Here is a 17,808-nt window from a genome sequence, read left to right as displayed (position 1 = left end):
TTCGGCCTCATGAGTATCCCAACTCCCCGCGGCGAGCGAGAAAAGCTAATCAGCTCACTGACTCCGGAGCTTCGGCGTCTCCTGAAGATCCGCGCGTTCGAGTGCGGTATGGACATCCAGGATGCGACCGAGCACGCCATCAACGCCTGGTACACCGCTGAGAATCCGCCGGAGGTAGACACTGACGGCGCGAAGACGTGGGGCACATTCCTGCCTGCTGGCGAGCCGGACCGCTTCAAGGCCGCCTGCACCGAGCGCGGAGTCACCTACGTCCAGGGCCTCGCCCAAGCGTTGACCATGTGGCTCGACAGCCACCCGTCCCCTTCCGCCCCGCTGACCGCTCAGCCGGTAACGCGCGTCATAGTCGCCAACCAGAAGGGCGGGGTCGGCAAGACCTTCATCGCCTCCGGCGTTGCCCAGGCACTGGCAGAGGCCGGCCACCGCGTTCTGCTGGTCGACTACGACCCACAAGGGCACCTCACCGCTGAACTGGGCTTCGAGGACGTCATGTACGAGGACGACGTCGAGACGCTGCTGATGCACATGGACGGCACCGCCAAGGGCGACATTCACGACCTCCTCGTCGCCCTGGACCAGTCGCGGTTCGGCGACCGCCTTCACCTGCTGCCTGCCTCCGACGACGCGTTCATGCGGGACGTGACGCTCTCCAACGTCAGCTTCAGCGAGGCAGCTCTGGAACGCGCCCTCGAGCCCCTGGAAGCCGACTACGACGTCATCATCATCGACGGTCCTCCGAGCCTCGGCACGAACATGGACACCGCCCTGTACTACGTACGCCGGCGTGACGGTGAACTCGGGTACCGCTCGGGTGTCCTCACGCCGGTGTGGGCAAACAAGGCGTCCCATCGGGCGTTCCGCCTCCTCAAGGCGCAGATGGACGACCTGTGCAAGAAGGGCCGCGTCCAGGTCGACTACCTCGGGCTCGTCATCAATGCCTACGACAGCCGACGCGGCAGGCTCGTCAAGGAGAACAAGGACCAGTGGGAGAAGAGCAGTTCCCCGGCTGTCCTCGCCGTCATCGGGGACCTCAAGGAAGGCCGCGAGGCAGCAGACGGAGAGATCCCGCTCCTTGAGTACGCCCCCGACAGTGAACACGCGCAGGCCATGCGCGACCTGGCAAAGGAGCTCGCCGTATGACTTCCTCACCGCAGCGCGTCACCCGCGGATTCGACATGGACGAGGAAGGGGAAAACGGTGCCAGTCCCCCGCCCCCGCGACGTATCCGTACGCGTCAGCAGATCATCGCTGGTGAAGGAAAGCGCCCCCCGGCAGCCGTGGATCTCGCGCAGCTTGCGCACAACCCGTTCAATCCGCGTGACGAGCTGACTGACGTCGAGGAGACCGGTGCTTCTCTGAAGGAGCGGGGGCAGCTCCAGCCCATCGCTGTCGTGCGGCGGGCAGCCTTCCTCGCCGTGCACAACGACCAGGCCGACGCCATCGGCAACGCGGAGTACGTCGTCATCGACGGCAACCGCCGCCTCGCAGGCGCCAGGTCGGTCGGACTCCCCCAGCTCCGCATCGACGTCAACGACGACCTCGCTGTCTCTGCTGCCGACATGTTGGAGTCAGCGCTGATCGCGAACATCCACCGCGTGGACGTTCCGCCGATAGACCAGGCAAAGGCAATCCAGCAACTCAAGGAGGTCCACGGCTCCCAGAACCAGGTGGCAAAACGCCTCGGTAAGACACCAGCCTGGGTGTCCCAGCGTCTCGCCCTCCTGGAGCTCACCCCGGAACTCCAGGAGCGGGTGGAGGCGGGCGAGCTAAAGGTCGAACCGGCCCGCCGTATCGGGCGCCTCCCGAAGGAACAGCAAGCCGCCGAAGCAGCGAAGGCCGTTAACGCCGTTAATACCCCTCGGCAGCGCTCCGACCGCAAGGCTTCTCCTGAACCCGCAACCGCTAAGACCGTTAACGCCGTTAATACCCCGGCAGCAGTGCCCGCCCCGACGCCAGCGTTCAGCGACGGGAACGCCCAGGCCCAGACGGCCAAGACAACGGACTCGGATCGAGGCATGCGGCCGGAGCCCATCGATTGGAGTGACCCCGAAGCGGTGGCTGCGCTGGTGTGCGACCGGATGACGCTCGTACACCGCAAGCGGCTCGCGTCGATCCTTCTGCTGGCGAACAAAGACGGCTGAGCCGCACGGAGCTTGACCGGTTCTGAACGCACAAACGGGCCCGGCCACCCCCTTGGAAGGGGGTGGCCGGGCCCGTTTGTGCGCAGGTCACGGCTTCCTGGTGGTGAAGATGTCGTCGATGAGGATCTCGGGGGTGGGGTCGGCGGCTATCGGGTGTGCCAAGTTAACGGCTCATCGTGGTTGTTGAGACGTTCAGTTGGCGGCCGGGGTGAGTCGGCCTGCGAACTTGATCGGGAAGGCGTCCAGCGGTGCCTTCCAGCGCATAGTCCACCGCTTGCGGCCCTTGCCGGGCGGGTCCAGAGACATCAGCGCCATGTAAATGCCACCGGCCCTCGGTCGAGGAGCTGGTCCGCGACAGCGGGGCGCGGACCATCGACCTCGCGTTTCCCGGCTACACCCCCGGCCTCGTGGACAAGGCCATGGATTACGGCCATGCCAATGACAGCTACTCGCCTCTCATCGAGCGCTTCACTCCCAGACATATGCGCGCCCACAGGACGTGGTTGCCAGAGGCCAAACGACAAACTTACGGCAATTGCCATGTCATGAACCGGGAGTTCGCCGCATTCTCACCACTCCACTCGGCATTCACGACCCCGAAGCGAAGTGTGTTCGCGGAACGCTTTCCCAGCTCCACGACCCACAACCCCGGACTCTCCTCGTGCACCCTGCAGGCGTGCTCGTCGACTTTTGTCTCGCCGGTCGCACACGGGAATGACTGCTGCCCTCGTTCCTCAGGGATCCCCTCGCGATCCACATCAGCAAATCGGTTGATTACCAATGACGTTGGCGACGTTTCGTGCTCGATGTAAATACGCGATATTTTCTGGTCGCTTTGGGGCCAGGTGAGTTGTTCTGGCAGGGCGGGACTTCCCGACCATCCGTCGACCGCAGTGGCCAGGCGGGCACCGCCGGGAGATGACCTGGCTACGGGCGGCGCATGATTCGCCGAGGCATCGGACGGGTGAGCGGAACGCGCTGCGGAGGATGAACCGGCCTCCGATGACGAACAGCCGCCCGCCAGCACAGCAATCAACACCGCAGCGATTCCCGCCTTCGTACTCCTTCGCACCTAACCGCTCTCTCGCATCATCACGCTGAGGCCTACCAGCTCATTTCCGACGAGGGAACGCACCAAGGCGAGGTCGTTCCCCATACGGATCTCAGCTTGGTCGCAACGCGCGGCAGCCGCCGTAAAGGGGCGCATGTGGTTACCGGGCGCGTGACGGTACTGCGGCACGCGGAATAGAACCTCTGCGTCTTCGGGAGTAGCGAGAATCCCAGAGCGGATGTCCTGGCCATAATCGTCGTTCAGCGCAAGGAACTGAGGGTTCGGCTCGCGTGCGGCGTCCGAGGCGTCGGGGAACCGGAGGCGCCACAGCTCGATCAAGGACTCTGATGCGAGCGTGAGTTCCTCCGCAGGTTCATACGATCCGTCGGCTTCCTGGCGGCACCAGGGACCGTTCTGCGAGTACTCCGCGATCCAGGGGCCACCGAGATCGGAGAGGAGGGCCGCCCAGACCGCACTCCTGGGTCGCGTGTGGAGCGAGAAGGGCGCTGTACCGGCCGATCTGTCGGCTACGTGGACGTAGGCGGAGAAGTCGGGGTCCCCGATGTCATCGAGCCACCCCGACTTTCGCCAGTGGAAGAGCGTAGTCAACGCCCCGCCTTGTTCCCGTTTGGCGGAAGGGTCACCAGTTCACTCCGCACGGCTCCTTCTTCCCCTTCAGGTAGTGCTGGTCGTAGTTGAAGACCTCGTTCGGCGAAACGCCGGTGATAGTGAAGGTAGCGGTCCCACGGTAGTAGTGGCACTCCTTACTTCCCGGCTTGTAGGTGGTGGAAGCATCGATGTACTTGGCGTTGGTGTTGCTGTAGCTCTTGGCCGGACCGACCTTCTCCCAGCCCCACCACCGGCTTCGCCACAGTTGCACATTGCTCACCTTGCCACTGGGAACCGCGGCCTTGCACTTGATGGTCCCGTGCACCTTCACCGCTCCGCCAGAGGGGTGCGGACTGCCGACGGTGGCACCGCACCCCCACTTGTTGTTGCCACCGGCGACAGCGGCTGGAGCCAGCCTCGCATCCTGACTTTCGGGCACCGAACCGTCAAGGGGCGCGTCCTGGAAGAATGCGTCAGCCGGAAGATCGTCATCACGAGGAATATTGACCGTCGGGACGGACTGCGCGTCGGAGAGCTGCGCTGCAGTAGCCACAGGTGCCCCCAGCAGCAACCCCGCGCTCAGGAGCGAACCGGCTGCGGCTGCCCGCGACAACGAACGCGTGACCTTACGTATCTTCAAGATTCCCCCAGCAAATCGATACGGGTGGATGACCACCGATGTCATCAGAGTGGGGTCATCTTCGCTTAGTTGGGCTGGCGATCGCTGGAGTGCATGGCATGGCAATCATCACCTTAGGTGTGAGCAACCGCAGCCCAATCCAACCCATCTAACGCAGGTTGAACGCGCTTCGACTCAGGCCAGTCTGAGTAACAATCAGCAGCACCCGCGGGCGCAGCAGCACGTACGAGCACCACCCTGATTTTCGATGCCGCAGTGCACACGCTGCGGCGCTCGCAGCGGCCTGTTTCCGGGCCATGCTCGCCGCTCGGCAACGGCCGCCCCCATGGAAGCTTCTCCAGCACCTGGCGGTCCCGCCTGTGCCGCTCGTGGTACCGGCGGGCACCGGCCCACGTGGAGAACTCGGCAGGCCGGACCAGGCCCTGCCGGAGCGCCGCAGTGCGCATGCGCCCGGTCCAGGGTTTGCCGTCGACGACGCGGGCCGTCACGAGCGCATCCCCCGGCGACGCAGCAGCGTCCCGAGCCGGTAGCGGAGCGAGGCGCGCTCCTCGCGCTCCTCAATGGCGTCGGCGAGCAGCTCATCGAGGACGGTCAACCGCTCTTCGGCGAACCACTCGGGCTGGTAGTCGCCGGGGCAGACCGGGCACGGGTGGTCGTGGCCGGCGAACTCGAGCCACGGCGCGCAGCCGACCTCTGCGCACGTCGGCTGGGTGGGGTCCACGCCGATGCCGGAGCAGTACGGGCAGCGGGTGAAGCGGTAGTCGACGGGGGCGCCTGCGTGGAGGTCGGAGTGGAGCTGGGCGAGGCCGCGGACTCCGAGCTCGCGCAGCAGGGCGTCGGCGGCGAGGACCTGGCGGTCGATGCCGGTGTGGTGGTGGTCGGCGAGCATCCGGGCGGCGGTGCACCAGGCGAGGGTGGAGCGGTCGACCGGGATGGGGTAGTTGCTGGCCCACAGGTCGGCGGGGTCAGCGGCGGGCGGCAGCGGCGGTGCGGTGAGCGGGATGCCGAGGGCGGTGAGCTGGGCGGTGACGTCGGCGGTGCGGCGGGTGAACTGGTCGAAGACGGTGGTGGGCATCGGCCCTCCCATTCGACGGGGCCGCCGGGACCGTGGTGGTCCCGGCGGCCGGAGCGGGTGGGGGTCAGCGGGAGGCCGGGGCGAGGGCGGCCTTGTGGTGGTCGCGGTGCGCGCTCTGCGCCGGTTCGGCCAGGACGCGCAGGCCGTGCGGTTCGCCGACCGGGCCGCAGGCGTTGCACACCACGGCGTAGTTGCGGCGCCCGGCGCAACCGGAGTCGGCGTCGCGGGGTTTGCCGGAGGGCCGGACGGCGTGGGTGCATTCGGTGCCGTCCGGGTGGAGCGGGGTGATCTTCACGCTGATGCGGGCCATGGGTGTCGTCTCCTGTTCGGGTTCGGGGAAGGGCAACTGGTGGAGCGCGGCCGCGGGGGCGCGGTCCCGGGTGGGGCGCGGTGGGGTGGGTGGCTCTGTGCGGGTGAGCGTGGTCTCGGGGAGGAGTCCGAGCTGTCCGGCGGCGGCCGCGCGGGCGGCGAGGGTGAGGGAGCGGGTGACCCGGTGGTGTCCGTGGTCGATCCGCAGGTGGCAGAGCTGGCAGGCGGCGAGCAGGTTCTCGTCTCGCACGTCTTCTGGGGTGTGGTTGAGGTGGGCGGTGGTGAGGCAGACCACGGAGCCGGTGTCGGGGTGGATCTGGTCGTGGACAGCGGGGCAGCGGCCGCCGGGGTGCGTCAGGCCGCAGTGGCCCGTGCACTCGCAACGGCCGCCCGCCCGCTGGAACCGGATCCGGGCACTGATCTGGGGCCAGTCGCGCGGGTACCGGTGGAGGTTCTCGGGACGGATGGGCACGGCGGTGTCACTCGCCGCCAGGGGCTTGGCCGTGCTCGAACGCGGCGACCAGGGCGGCCAGTTCATCGGGCTGCTCTGCCCAGCCGACCCAACTGCCGTGCTCGGTCCACACCTGCACCTGGCCGGTATCGCCGTCGATGTAGTGCAGGTAGGTGCCGCACCGTTCAAGTACCGATTCGTAGGCACCATCGGTGAGCTGGAGGGCTGTCTGCAGGACCGTCAGCGCGTTGACGACGAACTGCATCGGCTCGCCCGGGGTGCGGGGGAGCCGCAGGCAGCCGGTGACGCGGAGCTTGTCGCCGGGGACCAGGTCGTGGATGACGGTATGTGCCAGCGCGGGGTCGGCGACGCTGCACGGCAGGATCATTTCGTCCGTCCGCTCGTCCGTCGGGGAGACGATGACCCGGAACCGCGCCGTCGACTCGTGCACGTCGCCGGGCATGGTCTCTTCGTACAGAAAGCCGTCCAGGGCTATCGCGTCGGCCATGGGTCAGCCGGCCTTCCGGACCGGCGCCTGGTGCGCGGCGTCGTACGCCTCCAGCACCCGCTTGGGCACCATGCCCGCGTCGGCGACCTGGTGGCCATTGGCCCGCGCCCACGTCCTGATGGCGGCGAGTTCCTCGCGGGTGCGGCCGCTGCCCAGGCCCGTACGGATCGGGGTGGGCGCGGTCGCGGCCGCCGTCGTGCGGGTGCCGGCCTTCACGGTGCGCAGTTCCTCCTGCGCGCGTTCGAGTTCGGCCTTGGCCTTGGCGACTTTCTCTTCGGCCTCGCGCTGCGCGGCCTCGCTGCCGCGGCGCTCGGAGAGCTCGGAGAGGTCGGCGGTGATGCGGGCGGCGCGGCTGCGGACCGAGGCGGCCGGGTGCGCGGTCGCCCAGTCGAGTAGCTGCTGCACCTCGTTGGAGAGGGGCAGCGAGATGACGGGGACGTCGATGGTCGGGGCGGTGGCGGCCGTGCGTGGCAGTCCGAGGGCCTGGTCGGCGATGAGGTCGCTGAGTTCGGTCTCGCTCAGGCCGGTGGCCTCGCGGATGGTCTGCTGGCTGTCGCCGTTGTGGTGCATGGAGATTGCCATGGCCTCGTGCGCGGACAGGGCCGGGGCGGCGGGAGTGTGCGTCATGGTGGGTGCGTCTCCGGTTTCCGGGAGGAGGGGGAGCAGGGCGGTGAGGGTGTCTGGGTCGGTGGGTAGAGCGAGGACGTCCAGGAGCAGTCCGAGGTCGTTCTTGTCGCGGGAGCTGCGGGCGGTGACCCGGGCCGCGGCGGCGAGTTCCTGTGCCGGGGTCGGTTCCAGGGGCAGCGACTCGGCTTCGAGTGCTTCGGTCCAGTCGGTGAACACGGCTTTACGCCGCCTTGCCGCTGGCGACCAGCTCCAGCACGTGGCGGTGGGACGCCGCCTGCGCCGGGGTGATGGGCTGCTTCCAGCGGTTGTACGGGGTGGGCCGGGTGGGGATGGCTTCCCGCTCGAGGCGGGCCAGCGCGGGATCGCGCACGGTCGGCGGGGCGAACCGGGCGGCCCGCTCCTGATCCTTGCGGCGGCGCTCCTGTGCGGCGACGACGCCGACCCAGTCCTCTCCGAGGCGGGCCACGAGCTTCTCGCGCAGCTCTGTGCGTTCGCGTGGCATGGTCGGCGCCCAGATGCCGTGTGGGGTGAGGTCGGGGTTGGCGAGCGCCCACTTGAGGCAGCCGACGACGATCGGGCAGCCGGAGCAGTCGCGCCGGGCCTCGGCGATCGCCTTCTCCCGGGTGCGCCGGTCGGCGTCCGAGTCGTGGATGTCCTCGATGGCGAACAGGACGGGTTCCGTGCGGCAGCGCAGCTTCTGGTCGGTGTGGGGGAAGGGAACCCGGTTGTCGGCCGCAATGATGACCGGCGGGTTGGGGACGCCGGTGCGGTTGCCATTCATGAGGTGCCCTCCGGGGCGAGGTGGGGGAGCTGGAGGAGGACCTGGTCCACGAGGTCCTGGGTCGGGCGCCAGGGCCCGAGTTGTCCGTGCAGCCACGGGATGGGGAGCGCGAGTTCGTAGACGTCGGCGAGGACCAGGTGGTGCGTGTCGGGCTGTGCCCAGCGGGAGCAGAGGGCGGCGTGGGCGGGGTCCTGGTGGCAGTCGGTGAGGCGGGCGACGCCGATGACGGCCCGGGTGTGCAGGGCGCGGCCGCGGATCGCGGTGGCGACCAGCGGGTCGCGCATCGGGGCCCGTTCGGTGGTACGTCCGGCGTGCAGCAGCAGCCAGCCGCGCCAGGACCAGGGGGCCGGCCTGTTCTCCACGTCTTTCCCGGCGAGGATGCAGGCCGCCCAGGGCTGGCGGATCGTGATGCCCCGGATCCAGGTGCCCGGGTCGGCGGTGGCCTCGCTCATGCCGCCCGCCCCAGGGTGCTGGTGCCCGGCCGTCCGACGCGACGGCCGTTGATGGAGGGCACCGCGGTGTGCTGCGGTGCGGCGAGGACCGCACGGCCGGTGTGCTTGCCGGCGTACATCGCGGCGTCGGCTGCCCGCAGCAGCAGTCCCAGGTCCGTCGTGCCGAGGACGTCGGGGGAGGCGGCGCCGACCGATGCCGCGACGTCGACCAGGGCGCCGTCGTCGACCTGGACGGGCTGCGCGAGCAGCCGCGTGAGCTGGGCGAGCCGCAGTTCACGGCGGGTGGTCCCGATCCGGGCTGCGACGGCGAATTCGTCGCCTCCGAGCCGGCCGACCGCTCCGCGGCTGCCCGCCCAGGCGGTAAGCCGGGTCGCGGTGGCGGCAAGGACCCGGTCGCCGGCGGCGTGACCGCCGGGCCCGTCATTGATCTGCTTGAAGTGGTCCAGGTCCACCAGGACCACCAGGGCGCTGTTGCCGTACCGGTCGGTGATCTGCCGGGCCCGGGAGGTGAAGCCGTCGCGTCCGAGCAGGCCCGTCAGCGGGTCGCGGCGGGCGGCAGACAGCTTCCGGTGCAGCGTGAGCGCGTGCACGGTCCAGCCGGTCAGCGGCACGAGGGTGGTGAAGAACAAGGCACGTTGCCCGAACGGGGCCTGTACGCGCACGGTGGAGGCCATACTGGTCTCTCCCTCTCGTCTTGTACGGGATGGGTGGCCCGAGGCAGGCGTCGGTTACCAGGCCGTGTGCGTCTGCCTCGGGGCGTATCTACAGCTCGTAGAGCTCCTTGCGGGTCCAGCTGAACGGGTTGGACCAGGGGCCGGCCTTCGCCGCCGCCCAGTCCAGCTCCCAGCCGTCGCGGACCCCCCGCGCGCCCCAGCCGCCGTCCTGCTGTCCGGGGATTTCACGTCCGGCCTGCCGCGCGGCGAACGCAGCGTCAACGGCCTCGTGAGCGCGCTGCACGGCCTCGGTCACCGAGGTCGCCCTGCCGGTGAACACGTGCACTCCGTGCAGAGCGCGGTCGTAGGTGTGTATGGGGACGTCCACTTCGTACTGTTCGGTGCGGCGCATGACGCCCACTCCTTTCTGTTGCTGGTCGGGGCGGAACACCGCGACCGCCCCGGCCGGGTGAGGCCGGGGCGGCACGGCGGCGCGTCAGGTCACAGGCGCCGGGCGAGGTCCGCGGTGATGCGTTCGGCTTCGGCTTCGTCGGCGAGGATCTGCGCCTTCAGCTTGTTCGCCTGCCGCTTGCTGAGCGGGTTGACGTTCATCTCGTGGCGGACCCAGGTGACGCGGTTCTCGCGGGCGCCGGAGCGGATGAGCTGGTCGACCTCGACGAAGCCGCGCAGCAGGCTCAGCTTGAGCTGCTTGGAGTCCCGCACCTTCGGAACGCTGATCAGCATCCACATCGCGCCTTTGGGGGCGATCACCGTGGCAACGCGGACGGTGTGGGGCTTGTCGATGATGCTCTGCTGCACGCCGACGGACTTCCACGTGTTCTCCGGGACGCCGGCGGCCTCGCCCTGCGCCTCGTTGGCGAGAGGGAGCAGCAGGCGCGGCTTGGTCAGGATGATCGTGACCGAGCCCAGCGGGCGGCGTCCGAAGTGGTCGTGGACCAGGTTACGGACGGTCGGCGCGTAGGAGGTGACGCGCTGTTCGGCGGTGCGGGAGACGAACGCGCCGTAGCGCAGGACGCTGAGCTGGGAGGGCTTGTTCTTGGTCGCGGGCATGGTCGATGCGGTCCTCTCGCGGATCACGGGGTGGGCTGATTGGCCACCGCACCGCCCCGGCCGCGTGGGCCGGGGCGGAACGGGCAGTCCGTCAGACCGCGTGGATGCCGGTGAGGTCGTCGTCCAGGACGTCGTCCTTGTCACCGTCGATGTCCCGGTCGGCGGTCACCGGGGCGGCGGGAAGGCCGGCGGCGCGGGCGGCGAGGTGGTGGCGGATCTGCTCCATGCCGGTGATGGTCACCGGCTGCTCGCCGTCGCCGGTCAGCAGCGTGAAGTGGTGCTCTCGCCCGTACGTGCCCAGCTCGCTGCGGTGGTGGAGCCAGACGCCGGGAGCGAGGTAGAAGGACGCCTCGCCGTCCTCGTAGCCGCGCCACCGGTCCTCGTCCCGCAGGAAGTTGTCGCCCTGGTCAATGGAGAAGGCGGCACCGGCAGCGCGGTACGCGGCGTCGGCCTCGGTGGCGGTGGCGACCTGGGCGAGGGCGTCGTCCAGGTTGTCGGCCGGGGCCGGGGCCGATGCGCGGGTGACATGGAACGGAGTGCGCCGCATCAGTCGGCGCATCGGGGCGAGGACGAGTTCGGCAAGCCCGTCGATGGCGACGGCCCCGACGACGGCGACCGCCCCGGCGAACAGGATGCGGGCTCCGTCCGACCATGCGGCGGGGGCGAGCTGGTAGCCGAGGTAGGCACCGGCCGCGCCGCCGATCAGCGCGGACGCCATGCTGGCGCCTTCGATCATCGAGTTGGCGACGGTGTTGGCCGTCTGGCGCAGGGTTGCGGTCATGATGGGGGAGCTCCTTCTTCTGTCAGTGCGCTCTGGGAGGGGAGGGGGTGTTGCTCCGGGGCGGCCGGGTTCGATGCCTGCGGCCGCCCCGGGCGTTCAGCGGCCGACCGGATGTGCGGCGGCTTCAGCGAGGACGTCCCACAGGCGGGTGCTCGGTCCGAAGTCCGGTTCGATGACCGTGACTTGCCTGGCGCGGGCGACGATGTCGCGGGCGACGGGGACGCCGTGCCACAGCACGTCCAGGTCCTGGAGCGAGAGGGCGCGGCCGACGCGGGTGAAGGGGTCGCCGTCCCGGAAGGTGACGACGACGCCGGGCCCGTAGTCTTCGCCGCCGTCCCGGAGGTTGCTGAGGATGACCTGCAGTCCGGCCCGGCGGGCCGACTCGGTCAGCTGCTCCAGCAGTGCGGAGTCGGCGACGACTCCCTCCACCGCGGCGGCCTGTAACCAGGTGCCGTCCGCGCTGGTGAGTCCGGGCTGGGAGAAACCGGTGAGGAACCCGGCCCGGTTGACGGAGGCGAGGACCGGCACGTACGGCAGGGTCTCGTCATCGGGTCCGTAACGCGGCTGGTAGCCGGGCTGGCTCTGGATGGTGCCCTCGAGCCAGGCGGCGGTCAGGTGACTGAGGTCGAGCAGGGTGCAGGCAGCGGCCCACTTCCTGCGGTCGGCGCTGCTCATCCACGGGAAACGGAGTTTCATCCGTGGCTCCCGGCGGTGGCCGCGTGGACGGCAGCGGTGGTGCGCACGGTGTCGGCGAGCAGCACCGTCAGCTCGTGGCCGTGGTCGACGGCGTCCTCCAGGCGCTCGATGAGCGCGGCGGGCAGGTTCCGGTTGCGGGCGCCGGCCAGGAGCCCTTCGAGGTAGAGGACGTCGTCCAGGACGCGGCGGCGAACGTCCAGGGCGCCGGGCTGCACGGCCAGCGCGTCGTCGTTCTTGGCGGTCGCGAGCGCGGCGTGGTGGGCGCCGTCGGTGTACGCGGCCTCGGTCTGCTCGGTGAGCAGCGCGTCGACCTGGGCGGTGTCGCCGTAGGCGTGGCGCCATCCGAAGCGGGCGGCGGCGACTTCCATGAGGGAGCGGCGGGCGAGGGACACGGTGACCTCCGGGGGAGGGCCTGTCGCCTGGTCTCGGCTGACCGGGCGGACACCGCCCGGCCCCGGCCGCCGATGTGCGACGGGCGGGGCCGGTACGGAGAGCGTCCGGTCAGCTCTTGGGGAAGCGCAGGATCGTGAACTCGGTGCTGGAGCCGTAACTGCGCAGCCTGGCGGTCAGGAACTCCGGCTGGTCGTCCGCGAGGCGCTGCAGCTCCTCCTCGATCCACTCGGTCGAGCGCTGGAGGACCAGGCGGTCCAGGTGGAAGCTGGTGAGGTAGACCGTGACGTCGTAGTCCGAGCGGCGCTCCGAATGCAGCCGCCGACGCACGATCTCGCGGGCGGTGTCGTCGTCGGGGCGGGTCGGCAGGTCCCGGGGCAGCGCCCGGCACTGGGCGGCGTGGGCGTTGGCGATTTCCCCGCCCGCCTGCTCGGTGGAGATGTAGTTGGTGTCGTCCTTGGTGCGGGTGCGGAACGAGCATCCCAGGCAGGCCACCGCGTAGTAGGTGCCGTTGACCCCGGCGTCAGCGGTGTAGACGAGGACGACGGCACCGGCCACTCCGAGGAAGCGCGTGGAGACGATCACTCCTTCGGGCTTCCAGGTCTCGCCGATCTCCGGCCACGGCTCGGGTGCGTACTCCGACTCGGGGGCGGTGCGGGGGCGGAAGAGGGTGAGGTTGGGTGCCATGGTTACTGCTCCTTCTGGTCGGCCTGGGCGTGGATGCGGGCGGCGGTGCGGCGGGCGGCGGCGATCACGAACGGGATGGCGAGAGCGCCGGCGAGGCTGGCGTAGCTGATGACGAAGCTGGCGGCGGTGCTCACACCAGCACTCCGATCGCGGCGACGGTCAGCAGGGCAAGCGCGGCGAGGATGACGTCGACCGCGAGGGCCAGGCGCCGGAACTTGCGGACCGCGAGGAGCGACAGAGACTTCACGCGGGCGAGGCGCGTGTCCTGGCCCATCGCCTCCTGGAGTTCGTTCTCCTCGAGGCGTGCCCAGCACGGCAGGCCCTCGCGGACGATACGGCCGCCGCCCAGGTTCGGCCGGACGACCAGGAGGAGCAGGACCGCCGCGGTGGCGAGGGTGAGGACGGCCAGGCTGCCGACGACCTTCGTGAACACGGGCAGGTCCTTGTCGGCGACGCTGGCCAGGCCCGCGAGGACTGCGCCGTCGAAGGCGAGCAGCAGGCTGGCCTTGTTGTCGGTCCGGGCGATCTCGCCGGTGACGGTGGTGCAGGCGGCGTCCAGATTCCGGTCGCCGGTGAGGGTGAGGGGGGCGGTGGTCACGTCGACTCCCATCCGGGCCGGGCTGTCCGGCTCCCCGTCACCACCCGGTCCACAGCGTGCGGGGCGGGTGGATCAGGCAACCGTCAGACCAGGTCAGGCGGCGCGCTGGAGGGGGAGGGCGACGGCCCGGCACGTCTCTGCGTGCTCCTGCGCCCAGCGCTTGAGCTTCTCGCCCTCGTAGGTGTTCTCCAGGAAGTTGGTGCGGGTCTCGGCGGTGTCGTAGACCTCCTTGCGGGTCTCCTCCTGCCGGTAGCCGCAACCGGCGCAGAGGCTGACCAGCTTCAGGTCGACGCGCTTGGCGGAGTAGCCGTAGCCGGGCTCCGCGTTGGTGTCCTCGATGGTGAACAGGGTCAGGTCGATGAGGGCGCCGACCAGGTTCTGGTACCGGGCGACGACCCCTTCCGGGATGGGCGTCGGGTGGGGCAGCTTGGCCTTGAGCTGTTCGATCTGTGCGTTCAGCTCCCGGACCTTCTGATCGGCCCGGCGCTCGATGTCGTTGGCCCGCTTCGTGGCCCCGTCGATCAGGGCGTTGGCCTGGTGCTGGGCTCGCTGTACCGAGGCCCTGGCTTCGGCGACGCGGGCGTCGGCCTGCTGAACGAGGTCGGTGAGCTCCTGGCGGAAGCGGGCAGTGGCCTGTTCGGCTTTCGCGGTGAGCTCCTTGGTGAGGCGCTGCTCCGTCTCCAGGTCCTTCTCCAGGCGGTCGCTTTTGCTCCGGACCATGGGGAACGCGGAGGCGAGGTTGTCCAGCTCGTTGAGCCGGGCCGTGCTGATGATCCGGAACATGTCGACGTCCTCTCAGCGGGCCGGGTGGTTGTGGTTGTGGATGTTGATGCGGGGGCGCAGGGACAGGCCGCGCAGGGCGAAGAGGCTGCCGATCGTCCAGGCCAGGACCGCGAGTGCGGCGGCGACGGGGCGGCCGGCGGCGGGGGAGGCGTCCCAGACCATGAACACTGAGGAGGCCCCGTGCGCGGTCCAGGTCAGCCGGGCGCCGACGGCGCCGGTGAACCAGGACAGGGCCAGGGAGGCGATGCCGACGCCCTGCCAGATGACGAAAGCGCTGGTGGCCGTGAGCGGCAGGCCGACCGTGTGCGCGCTCAGGTAGGCGTGGACGGGGTCGGCGACGGTGGCGGTCCACTGTGTGAACCACGCCCAGTCCTGGTGGTGGTACCAGTCGATGCCCTTGGGGATGCCCCACTTGAGGACGAGGACCAGGGCGACCAGGCCGACGACGCCGAAGGCGGCGATGGCGCCGGGCGGGATGTCGGCGGCGGCGTTGATCGGCTGGGGCCGGGGCGGGGCAGGCCGCCGGGGCGGCGGGACGCGCTGGCTGTCGTCGATGGTGTCCAGCGGCGGAACGGCGGGTTCGGGCTCGCGGGGCTTGTCGGGCTCACTCACCGGTGGTTCTCCTTCGAGGTGGTCGACGGCGTCGCGGACGGGGTGGCGCTGTGGGCGGGGCGGGCGGGGCCGTACTGGTCGTGATCGGCGGCTCCGCTGCTTGCTCCGCATAGCTGCCAGCCGAGGAAGATCCCGACGATCAGCAGGACCTGGTGGCGGTGGGCTCTCCACCAGGTGGGCGGGGCGGGCTCGGTCAGGACGCCGATCACGGCGGGCGGCGGCTTCTTCGCCATCAAGAGGTGGGCTCCCAGGGCACAGGGGACAGGTCATGTGCGCGGGGCCGGGCTGCCCGGCTCCCCGTCACCACCCGGCCCGCAGCGTGCGGTACGGGTGGATCAGGCAGCCGTCAGGGGTGAACGGTCAGGCGGCAGCGGCCAGTTGGGCGCCGCCGTGGTGCATATAGGTGTCGGGCGCGGCCGGGATACCCTCGGCGCACTCCAGGCACGACCCGAGGGAGCGCAGAGGAAGGCAGTGGAAATAGCGCCGGCCACAGGGGCCGGGACACGTCTGACGGGCAGCCATCGCCTTGTCGAGCGCGGCCTCCTTCGCGAGCGTCATCGCGAACTTCGGCTTCGCCAGATCGATCCGGTACAGCCACGCGAAGCGCTTGCCACCACGGCACTCGATCCGCGCGACGGGCTCCTGGGCGCCGGGGCGCAGTCCCATCTCCCGGAGCTGGCGGCGTGTCGCGAGGTTCTCGCGCCCGGCCTGCCTCCACCGGAAGACCGGTAGAGAGCCGTCGCCGGGGTCGTTCGGATCGACGTCGACCAGGTCCTGGTCCTGGTCGGCCATCACCTGCTCCAGGTACCGGGAAGTCGGCGCTGGGGCGCGGGGTAGCGGGGGCCGGGGATGGTGGGGCGCGGGCGTCCGATCCTGCGGCGGGGCCGGGGTGTCAGCACGGTGAAGTCCTCCAGGCGGTCGGCGAATGAGCGGGGAAGAGCGGTGCGCCCGCCGCCCCGGTGCGGGGTGGCGGGCGCACGAGGTGATGTTCAGCGCTGTGCGGTGGCGGTGCTGTGAGGTCGTTCGGTGTGTGCGGGCCGGGGCGGGTCGGCAGGGGGCGCGGCGTCGCTGGTGTGTGAGCAGAGGTAGAAGCCGCCGATCAGCCCGAGAACCAGGAAGACCTGGTGCCGGTGGGCGCGCCACCAAGTGGGCGGGGCGGGCTCTGCGAGGACACCTATGACGCGGGGCGCTTTCGCCAAGACGATCTCTCTCCTTGGGGTCGTCCGCAGGGGTGCTGCGGGAGCGGGAAAGTTGCTGAGGCCGGGCGGCCTGTCCGGCCCTCGCCCCGCCCCGCGGCTGCGGGGAGGGGCGAGGGCCAGGCGGAGCGACCGGGTCAGCGCTGGAGCTGGTGGACGTTGTCGGGGGTGTCGCCATCGGGCGCGGGGGCCGGGGCGGGGAGGTGGATCTCGGGCCGGATCTCGATCTGGGGCTGGAACGCCGGGTGGGGCGGGAGGTAGTTGTTGACGATCGGGCGCAGGCTCCAGCCACGCAGGGCGAGGGTGGAGGCGAGGGTCCAGGCGAGGACGGCGATCGAGGTGGCGACGGTGCGTCCGTCGGCCGGGGCCGCGGACCACACGGCGAGAACGCTGCCCGCGCCCCAGCAGGTCCAGGTGATGCGGGCGCCGGTGCTGCCGAGGAACCCGCCGATCAGGCCGAACCAACCCACGAGCTGCCAGGCGGTGTAGACGGCGGATCCGCTGACGCTGAGACCCATGCTGTGCTGGTCGATGTACGAGCGGATCGGGGTGTCGACCACGCCCCACAGCTCGCCCACGGCGCTGGTTCCGGCCCGGGTGGCGGGGACCGAGTCGGCCAGGCGGCTCAGGGCAGCGCCGAAGATGTCGCCCGCGGTGTCGAGCAGGATCAAGAGCGCGCACACCCCGGCCAGCATCAGGAGTGCCTTGATCCAGCGGGCCATGCCGTGCATCCCGGCTTTCGGGGCCAGGCGTAGTTCCTCCCACCGCCCGTGCAGGAAGCCGCCCTGTTCCCAGGAGGCGTTCCAGCCGGCCCGCAACTGGGCGAGGCGCGTGGTGTCGGTGTCCTTGCTCAGGTCGGTGTTCTTCGTCGGGGGCCTCTGGTTGAGCAGGTCGAGGAAGCTCGGGGTGGGCTGGCCGTTGACGGGCTTGTCGTCGGACTGCATGGCGAAGGTGCTCCCTTGGTCGGGTGGGCGTGGTGGCCGGTGGTGGGGAGGTGTTCCGGGGGCGGCGCGATGGTTCGCACGCCAGGCGCGTCTTTACGGCGTAAAGGAGGCCGGACGGCCTGGCCCGCACCCGACCACGACGGGTTCGGGTACGAGGCAGGTGGTCCGGGGAGGTTCAGAGGAGGCGGGCGTCGGCGAGGCCGGCGGCCTTGTCGAGCATCCGCAGCGGGATGCGGCCGCTGGCGAAGGCGTCGTTGAAGGACGGCACAGAGTCGACGTCGCTGAACTCGCGGCGGATCGCGTCCATCAGGACCTCCAGGCCGCGTGAGGCGAGGCTCTGGTCGCCGCGGGCTTCGTGGTGGATCGCGCCGTACAGGCAGCGGGCGCCTTCCGCGTCGACCAAGGCGCCGGTGCACCAGCCGTCGGTGAGCAGCCGGTGGTGCGCGCGCTGCAGGAGCGCCGCCACCGGTGTCGCGTACGGGGTGGGGGGCTGGAGGGTCGGGGTGAGCGGGAGGGTGACGACGTCGCCCAGGTCGACCGGCACGGTGTCGATGTGCGCGGTGTTGACCTCGTAGGCGACGGCGGCCTCCTCCAGCCGGACGGTCATCGCCGCGTCCGTGGCGGCCATGCGGGCCTCCAGCGACAGTTCGGCGGGCGGCGCGCTCGTGCGGGCCGGCAGTGGCGGGGCGTGGATGAGGTGGGGCATCGGGGCTCCTCGGAAGGCGTCGGAGGTGC

26 protein-coding genes and 1 pseudogene are annotated in these 17,808 nt (G+C 70.2%); 2 read left to right on the top strand and 25 right to left on the bottom strand.

Features of this window, described 5'->3' with window-relative positions:
* The first annotated feature begins 9 nt into the window (after nucleotides 1–9).
* Together HNQ79_RS27625 and HNQ79_RS27620 are read left to right on the top strand one after the other, a co-directional pair.
* Nucleotides 10–1,158: a ParA family protein gene (locus HNQ79_RS27625; RefSeq protein WP_185035597.1), complete on the top strand. Its 1,149-nt coding sequence runs from the start codon at nucleotides 10–12 to the stop codon at nucleotides 1,156–1,158.
* Nucleotides 1,155–2,159, top strand: coding sequence for a ParB/RepB/Spo0J family partition protein (locus tag HNQ79_RS27620; RefSeq protein ID WP_185035596.1), 1,005 nt, complete (start codon nucleotides 1,155–1,157; stop codon nucleotides 2,157–2,159). The genes HNQ79_RS27625 and HNQ79_RS27620 overlap by 4 nt, the downstream gene beginning before the upstream one ends.
* A gap of 192 nt (nucleotides 2,160–2,351) precedes the next feature.
* Here the strand turns inward: HNQ79_RS27620 and HNQ79_RS34075 are convergent.
* From HNQ79_RS34075 to HNQ79_RS27505, 25 genes and pseudogenes are all read right to left on the bottom strand, one after another.
* Nucleotides 2,352–2,525, bottom strand: a pseudogene (locus tag HNQ79_RS34075) (IS256 family transposase); the annotation flags it as partial.
* 706 nt (nucleotides 2,526–3,231) lie between these two features.
* Complete coding sequence (locus HNQ79_RS27615) at nucleotides 3,232–3,819, bottom strand: hypothetical protein (RefSeq protein ID WP_185035595.1); 588 nt, start codon at nucleotides 3,817–3,819, stop codon at nucleotides 3,232–3,234.
* Nucleotides 3,820–3,850: 31 nt separating this feature from the next.
* A complete protein-coding gene (locus HNQ79_RS27610; protein WP_185035594.1) occupies nucleotides 3,851–4,504 on the bottom strand; it encodes a hypothetical protein in 654 nt (217 codons plus the stop codon).
* Between the two features lie 439 nt (nucleotides 4,505–4,943).
* Nucleotides 4,944–5,534 carry a hypothetical protein gene (locus HNQ79_RS27605; RefSeq protein WP_185035593.1) on the bottom strand — a complete coding sequence of 197 codons (591 nt, stop codon included), beginning with the start codon at nucleotides 5,532–5,534 and terminating at the stop codon, nucleotides 4,944–4,946.
* A gap of 64 nt (nucleotides 5,535–5,598) precedes the next feature.
* Nucleotides 5,599–6,315, bottom strand: a complete 717-nt coding sequence (locus HNQ79_RS34070) for a hypothetical protein (RefSeq protein WP_229923746.1) — start codon at nucleotides 6,313–6,315, stop codon at nucleotides 5,599–5,601.
* Between the two features lie 7 nt (nucleotides 6,316–6,322).
* Nucleotides 6,323–6,802 carry a hypothetical protein gene (locus HNQ79_RS27595; RefSeq protein ID WP_185035592.1) on the bottom strand — a complete coding sequence of 160 codons (480 nt, stop codon included), beginning with the start codon at nucleotides 6,800–6,802 and terminating at the stop codon, nucleotides 6,323–6,325.
* Between the two features lie 3 nt (nucleotides 6,803–6,805).
* Entirely contained in the window at nucleotides 6,806–7,645 is an 840-nt protein-coding gene (locus tag HNQ79_RS27590) for an Lsr2 family DNA-binding protein (protein WP_185035591.1), read from the bottom strand.
* Nucleotides 7,646–7,649: 4 nt separating this feature from the next.
* A complete protein-coding gene (locus tag HNQ79_RS27585) occupies nucleotides 7,650–8,210 on the bottom strand; it encodes a WhiB family transcriptional regulator (RefSeq protein ID WP_185035590.1) in 561 nt (186 codons plus the stop codon).
* Nucleotides 8,207–8,662 carry an ASCH domain-containing protein gene (locus tag HNQ79_RS27580; protein WP_185035589.1) on the bottom strand — a complete coding sequence of 152 codons (456 nt, stop codon included), beginning with the start codon at nucleotides 8,660–8,662 and terminating at the stop codon, nucleotides 8,207–8,209. Before HNQ79_RS27580 ends, HNQ79_RS27585 begins: the two co-directional genes overlap by 4 nt.
* The gene (locus HNQ79_RS27575; RefSeq protein WP_185035588.1) at nucleotides 8,659–9,336 is read right to left on the bottom strand and encodes a GGDEF domain-containing protein; all 678 of its coding nucleotides are present in this window, start codon (nucleotides 9,334–9,336) and stop codon (nucleotides 8,659–8,661) included. Before HNQ79_RS27575 ends, HNQ79_RS27580 begins: the two co-directional genes overlap by 4 nt.
* Nucleotides 9,337–9,424: 88 nt before the next feature.
* Nucleotides 9,425–9,727, bottom strand: coding sequence for a hypothetical protein (locus tag HNQ79_RS27570; protein ID WP_185035587.1), 303 nt, complete (start codon nucleotides 9,725–9,727; stop codon nucleotides 9,425–9,427).
* Between the two features lie 89 nt (nucleotides 9,728–9,816).
* Entirely contained in the window at nucleotides 9,817–10,386 is a 570-nt protein-coding gene (locus HNQ79_RS27565; RefSeq protein WP_185035586.1) for a hypothetical protein, read from the bottom strand.
* 91 nt (nucleotides 10,387–10,477) lie between these two features.
* Entirely contained in the window at nucleotides 10,478–11,167 is a 690-nt protein-coding gene (locus HNQ79_RS27560) for a hypothetical protein (RefSeq protein WP_185035585.1), read from the bottom strand.
* A gap of 96 nt (nucleotides 11,168–11,263) precedes the next feature.
* On the bottom strand, nucleotides 11,264–11,863 hold the full coding sequence (locus tag HNQ79_RS27555) for a DUF6919 family putative SAM-binding protein (protein WP_185035584.1): 600 nt from the start codon (nucleotides 11,861–11,863) through the stop codon (nucleotides 11,264–11,266).
* Nucleotides 11,860–12,255: a hypothetical protein gene (locus HNQ79_RS27550; RefSeq protein ID WP_185035583.1), complete on the bottom strand. Its 396-nt coding sequence runs from the start codon at nucleotides 12,253–12,255 to the stop codon at nucleotides 11,860–11,862. The genes HNQ79_RS27555 and HNQ79_RS27550 overlap by 4 nt, the downstream gene beginning before the upstream one ends.
* A gap of 109 nt (nucleotides 12,256–12,364) precedes the next feature.
* On the bottom strand, nucleotides 12,365–12,940 hold the full coding sequence (locus HNQ79_RS27545; protein ID WP_185035582.1) for a hypothetical protein: 576 nt from the start codon (nucleotides 12,938–12,940) through the stop codon (nucleotides 12,365–12,367).
* Between the two features lie 2 nt (nucleotides 12,941–12,942).
* Nucleotides 12,943–13,074: a hypothetical protein gene (locus HNQ79_RS34065; protein WP_260421819.1), complete on the bottom strand. Its 132-nt coding sequence runs from the start codon at nucleotides 13,072–13,074 to the stop codon at nucleotides 12,943–12,945.
* Nucleotides 13,071–13,538, bottom strand: a complete 468-nt coding sequence (locus HNQ79_RS27540; protein ID WP_229923745.1) for a Pycsar system effector family protein — start codon at nucleotides 13,536–13,538, stop codon at nucleotides 13,071–13,073. Before HNQ79_RS27540 ends, HNQ79_RS34065 begins: the two co-directional genes overlap by 4 nt.
* 93 nt (nucleotides 13,539–13,631) lie before the next feature.
* Nucleotides 13,632–14,321, bottom strand: a complete 690-nt coding sequence (locus HNQ79_RS27535; RefSeq protein ID WP_185035580.1) for a hypothetical protein — start codon at nucleotides 14,319–14,321, stop codon at nucleotides 13,632–13,634.
* A 12-nt stretch (nucleotides 14,322–14,333) separates the two neighbouring features.
* The gene (locus HNQ79_RS27530; protein ID WP_185035579.1) at nucleotides 14,334–14,933 is read right to left on the bottom strand and encodes a hypothetical protein; all 600 of its coding nucleotides are present in this window, start codon (nucleotides 14,931–14,933) and stop codon (nucleotides 14,334–14,336) included.
* Nucleotides 14,930–15,166, bottom strand: a complete 237-nt coding sequence (locus HNQ79_RS27525) for a hypothetical protein (RefSeq protein ID WP_185035578.1) — start codon at nucleotides 15,164–15,166, stop codon at nucleotides 14,930–14,932. Before HNQ79_RS27525 ends, HNQ79_RS27530 begins: the two co-directional genes overlap by 4 nt.
* A gap of 127 nt (nucleotides 15,167–15,293) precedes the next feature.
* Nucleotides 15,294–15,725 carry an RRQRL motif-containing zinc-binding protein gene (locus tag HNQ79_RS27520; protein WP_185035577.1) on the bottom strand — a complete coding sequence of 144 codons (432 nt, stop codon included), beginning with the start codon at nucleotides 15,723–15,725 and terminating at the stop codon, nucleotides 15,294–15,296.
* Between the two features lie 197 nt (nucleotides 15,726–15,922).
* The gene (locus tag HNQ79_RS27515; RefSeq protein WP_185035576.1) at nucleotides 15,923–16,132 is read right to left on the bottom strand and encodes a hypothetical protein; all 210 of its coding nucleotides are present in this window, start codon (nucleotides 16,130–16,132) and stop codon (nucleotides 15,923–15,925) included.
* Nucleotides 16,133–16,266: 134 nt separating this feature from the next.
* Entirely contained in the window at nucleotides 16,267–17,073 is an 807-nt protein-coding gene (locus HNQ79_RS27510) for a hypothetical protein (RefSeq protein WP_185035575.1), read from the bottom strand.
* A 175-nt stretch (nucleotides 17,074–17,248) separates the two neighbouring features.
* Nucleotides 17,249–17,779 (bottom strand): DUF6197 family protein, encoded by a 531-nt coding sequence (locus HNQ79_RS27505; RefSeq protein ID WP_185035574.1) that lies wholly within the window; start codon nucleotides 17,777–17,779, stop codon nucleotides 17,249–17,251.
* Nucleotides 17,780–17,808 lie beyond the last annotated feature (29 nt).

Origin of the sequence: Streptomyces candidus (genome assembly GCF_014207445.1) — a bacterium.
Taxonomy (GTDB): domain Bacteria; phylum Actinomycetota; class Actinomycetes; order Streptomycetales; family Streptomycetaceae; genus Streptomyces; species Streptomyces candidus.
This window is presented reverse-complemented; position numbering and strand designations above follow the sequence as displayed.

Excerpts from the sequence above, each read along its gene's own strand:
- HNQ79_RS27595 (WP_185035592.1), bottom strand. The coding sequence starts at position 6,802 with ATGGCCGACGCGATAGCCCTGGACGGCTTTCTGTACGAAGAGACCATG.
- HNQ79_RS27580 (WP_185035589.1), bottom strand. The coding sequence starts at position 8,662 with ATGAGCGAGGCCACCGCCGACCCGGGCACCTGGATCCGGGGCATCACG.
- HNQ79_RS27625 (WP_185035597.1), top strand. The coding sequence starts at position 10 with ATGAGTATCCCAACTCCCCGCGGCGAGCGAGAAAAGCTAATCAGCTCA.
- HNQ79_RS27535 (WP_185035580.1), bottom strand. The coding sequence starts at position 14,321 with ATGTTCCGGATCATCAGCACGGCCCGGCTCAACGAGCTGGACAACCTC.
- HNQ79_RS27525 (WP_185035578.1), bottom strand. The coding sequence starts at position 15,166 with ATGGCGAAGAAGCCGCCGCCCGCCGTGATCGGCGTCCTGACCGAGCCC.
- HNQ79_RS27610 (WP_185035594.1), bottom strand. The coding sequence starts at position 4,504 with ATGACATCGGTGGTCATCCACCCGTATCGATTTGCTGGGGGAATCTTG.
- HNQ79_RS27510 (WP_185035575.1), bottom strand. The coding sequence starts at position 17,073 with ATGCAGTCCGACGACAAGCCCGTCAACGGCCAGCCCACCCCGAGCTTC.
- HNQ79_RS27605 (WP_185035593.1), bottom strand. The coding sequence starts at position 5,534 with ATGCCCACCACCGTCTTCGACCAGTTCACCCGCCGCACCGCCGACGTC.
- HNQ79_RS27505 (WP_185035574.1), bottom strand. The coding sequence starts at position 17,779 with ATGCCCCACCTCATCCACGCCCCGCCACTGCCGGCCCGCACGAGCGCG.
- HNQ79_RS27620 (WP_185035596.1), top strand. The coding sequence starts at position 1,155 with ATGACTTCCTCACCGCAGCGCGTCACCCGCGGATTCGACATGGACGAG.
- HNQ79_RS27585 (WP_185035590.1), bottom strand. The coding sequence starts at position 8,210 with ATGAATGGCAACCGCACCGGCGTCCCCAACCCGCCGGTCATCATTGCG.
- HNQ79_RS27565 (WP_185035586.1), bottom strand. The coding sequence starts at position 10,386 with ATGCCCGCGACCAAGAACAAGCCCTCCCAGCTCAGCGTCCTGCGCTAC.
- HNQ79_RS27570 (WP_185035587.1), bottom strand. The coding sequence starts at position 9,727 with ATGCGCCGCACCGAACAGTACGAAGTGGACGTCCCCATACACACCTAC.
- HNQ79_RS27575 (WP_185035588.1), bottom strand. The coding sequence starts at position 9,336 with ATGGCCTCCACCGTGCGCGTACAGGCCCCGTTCGGGCAACGTGCCTTG.
- HNQ79_RS27555 (WP_185035584.1), bottom strand. The coding sequence starts at position 11,863 with ATGAAACTCCGTTTCCCGTGGATGAGCAGCGCCGACCGCAGGAAGTGG.
- HNQ79_RS27545 (WP_185035582.1), bottom strand. The coding sequence starts at position 12,940 with ATGGCACCCAACCTCACCCTCTTCCGCCCCCGCACCGCCCCCGAGTCG.
- HNQ79_RS27520 (WP_185035577.1), bottom strand. The coding sequence starts at position 15,725 with ATGGCCGACCAGGACCAGGACCTGGTCGACGTCGATCCGAACGACCCC.
- HNQ79_RS27560 (WP_185035585.1), bottom strand. The coding sequence starts at position 11,167 with ATGACCGCAACCCTGCGCCAGACGGCCAACACCGTCGCCAACTCGATG.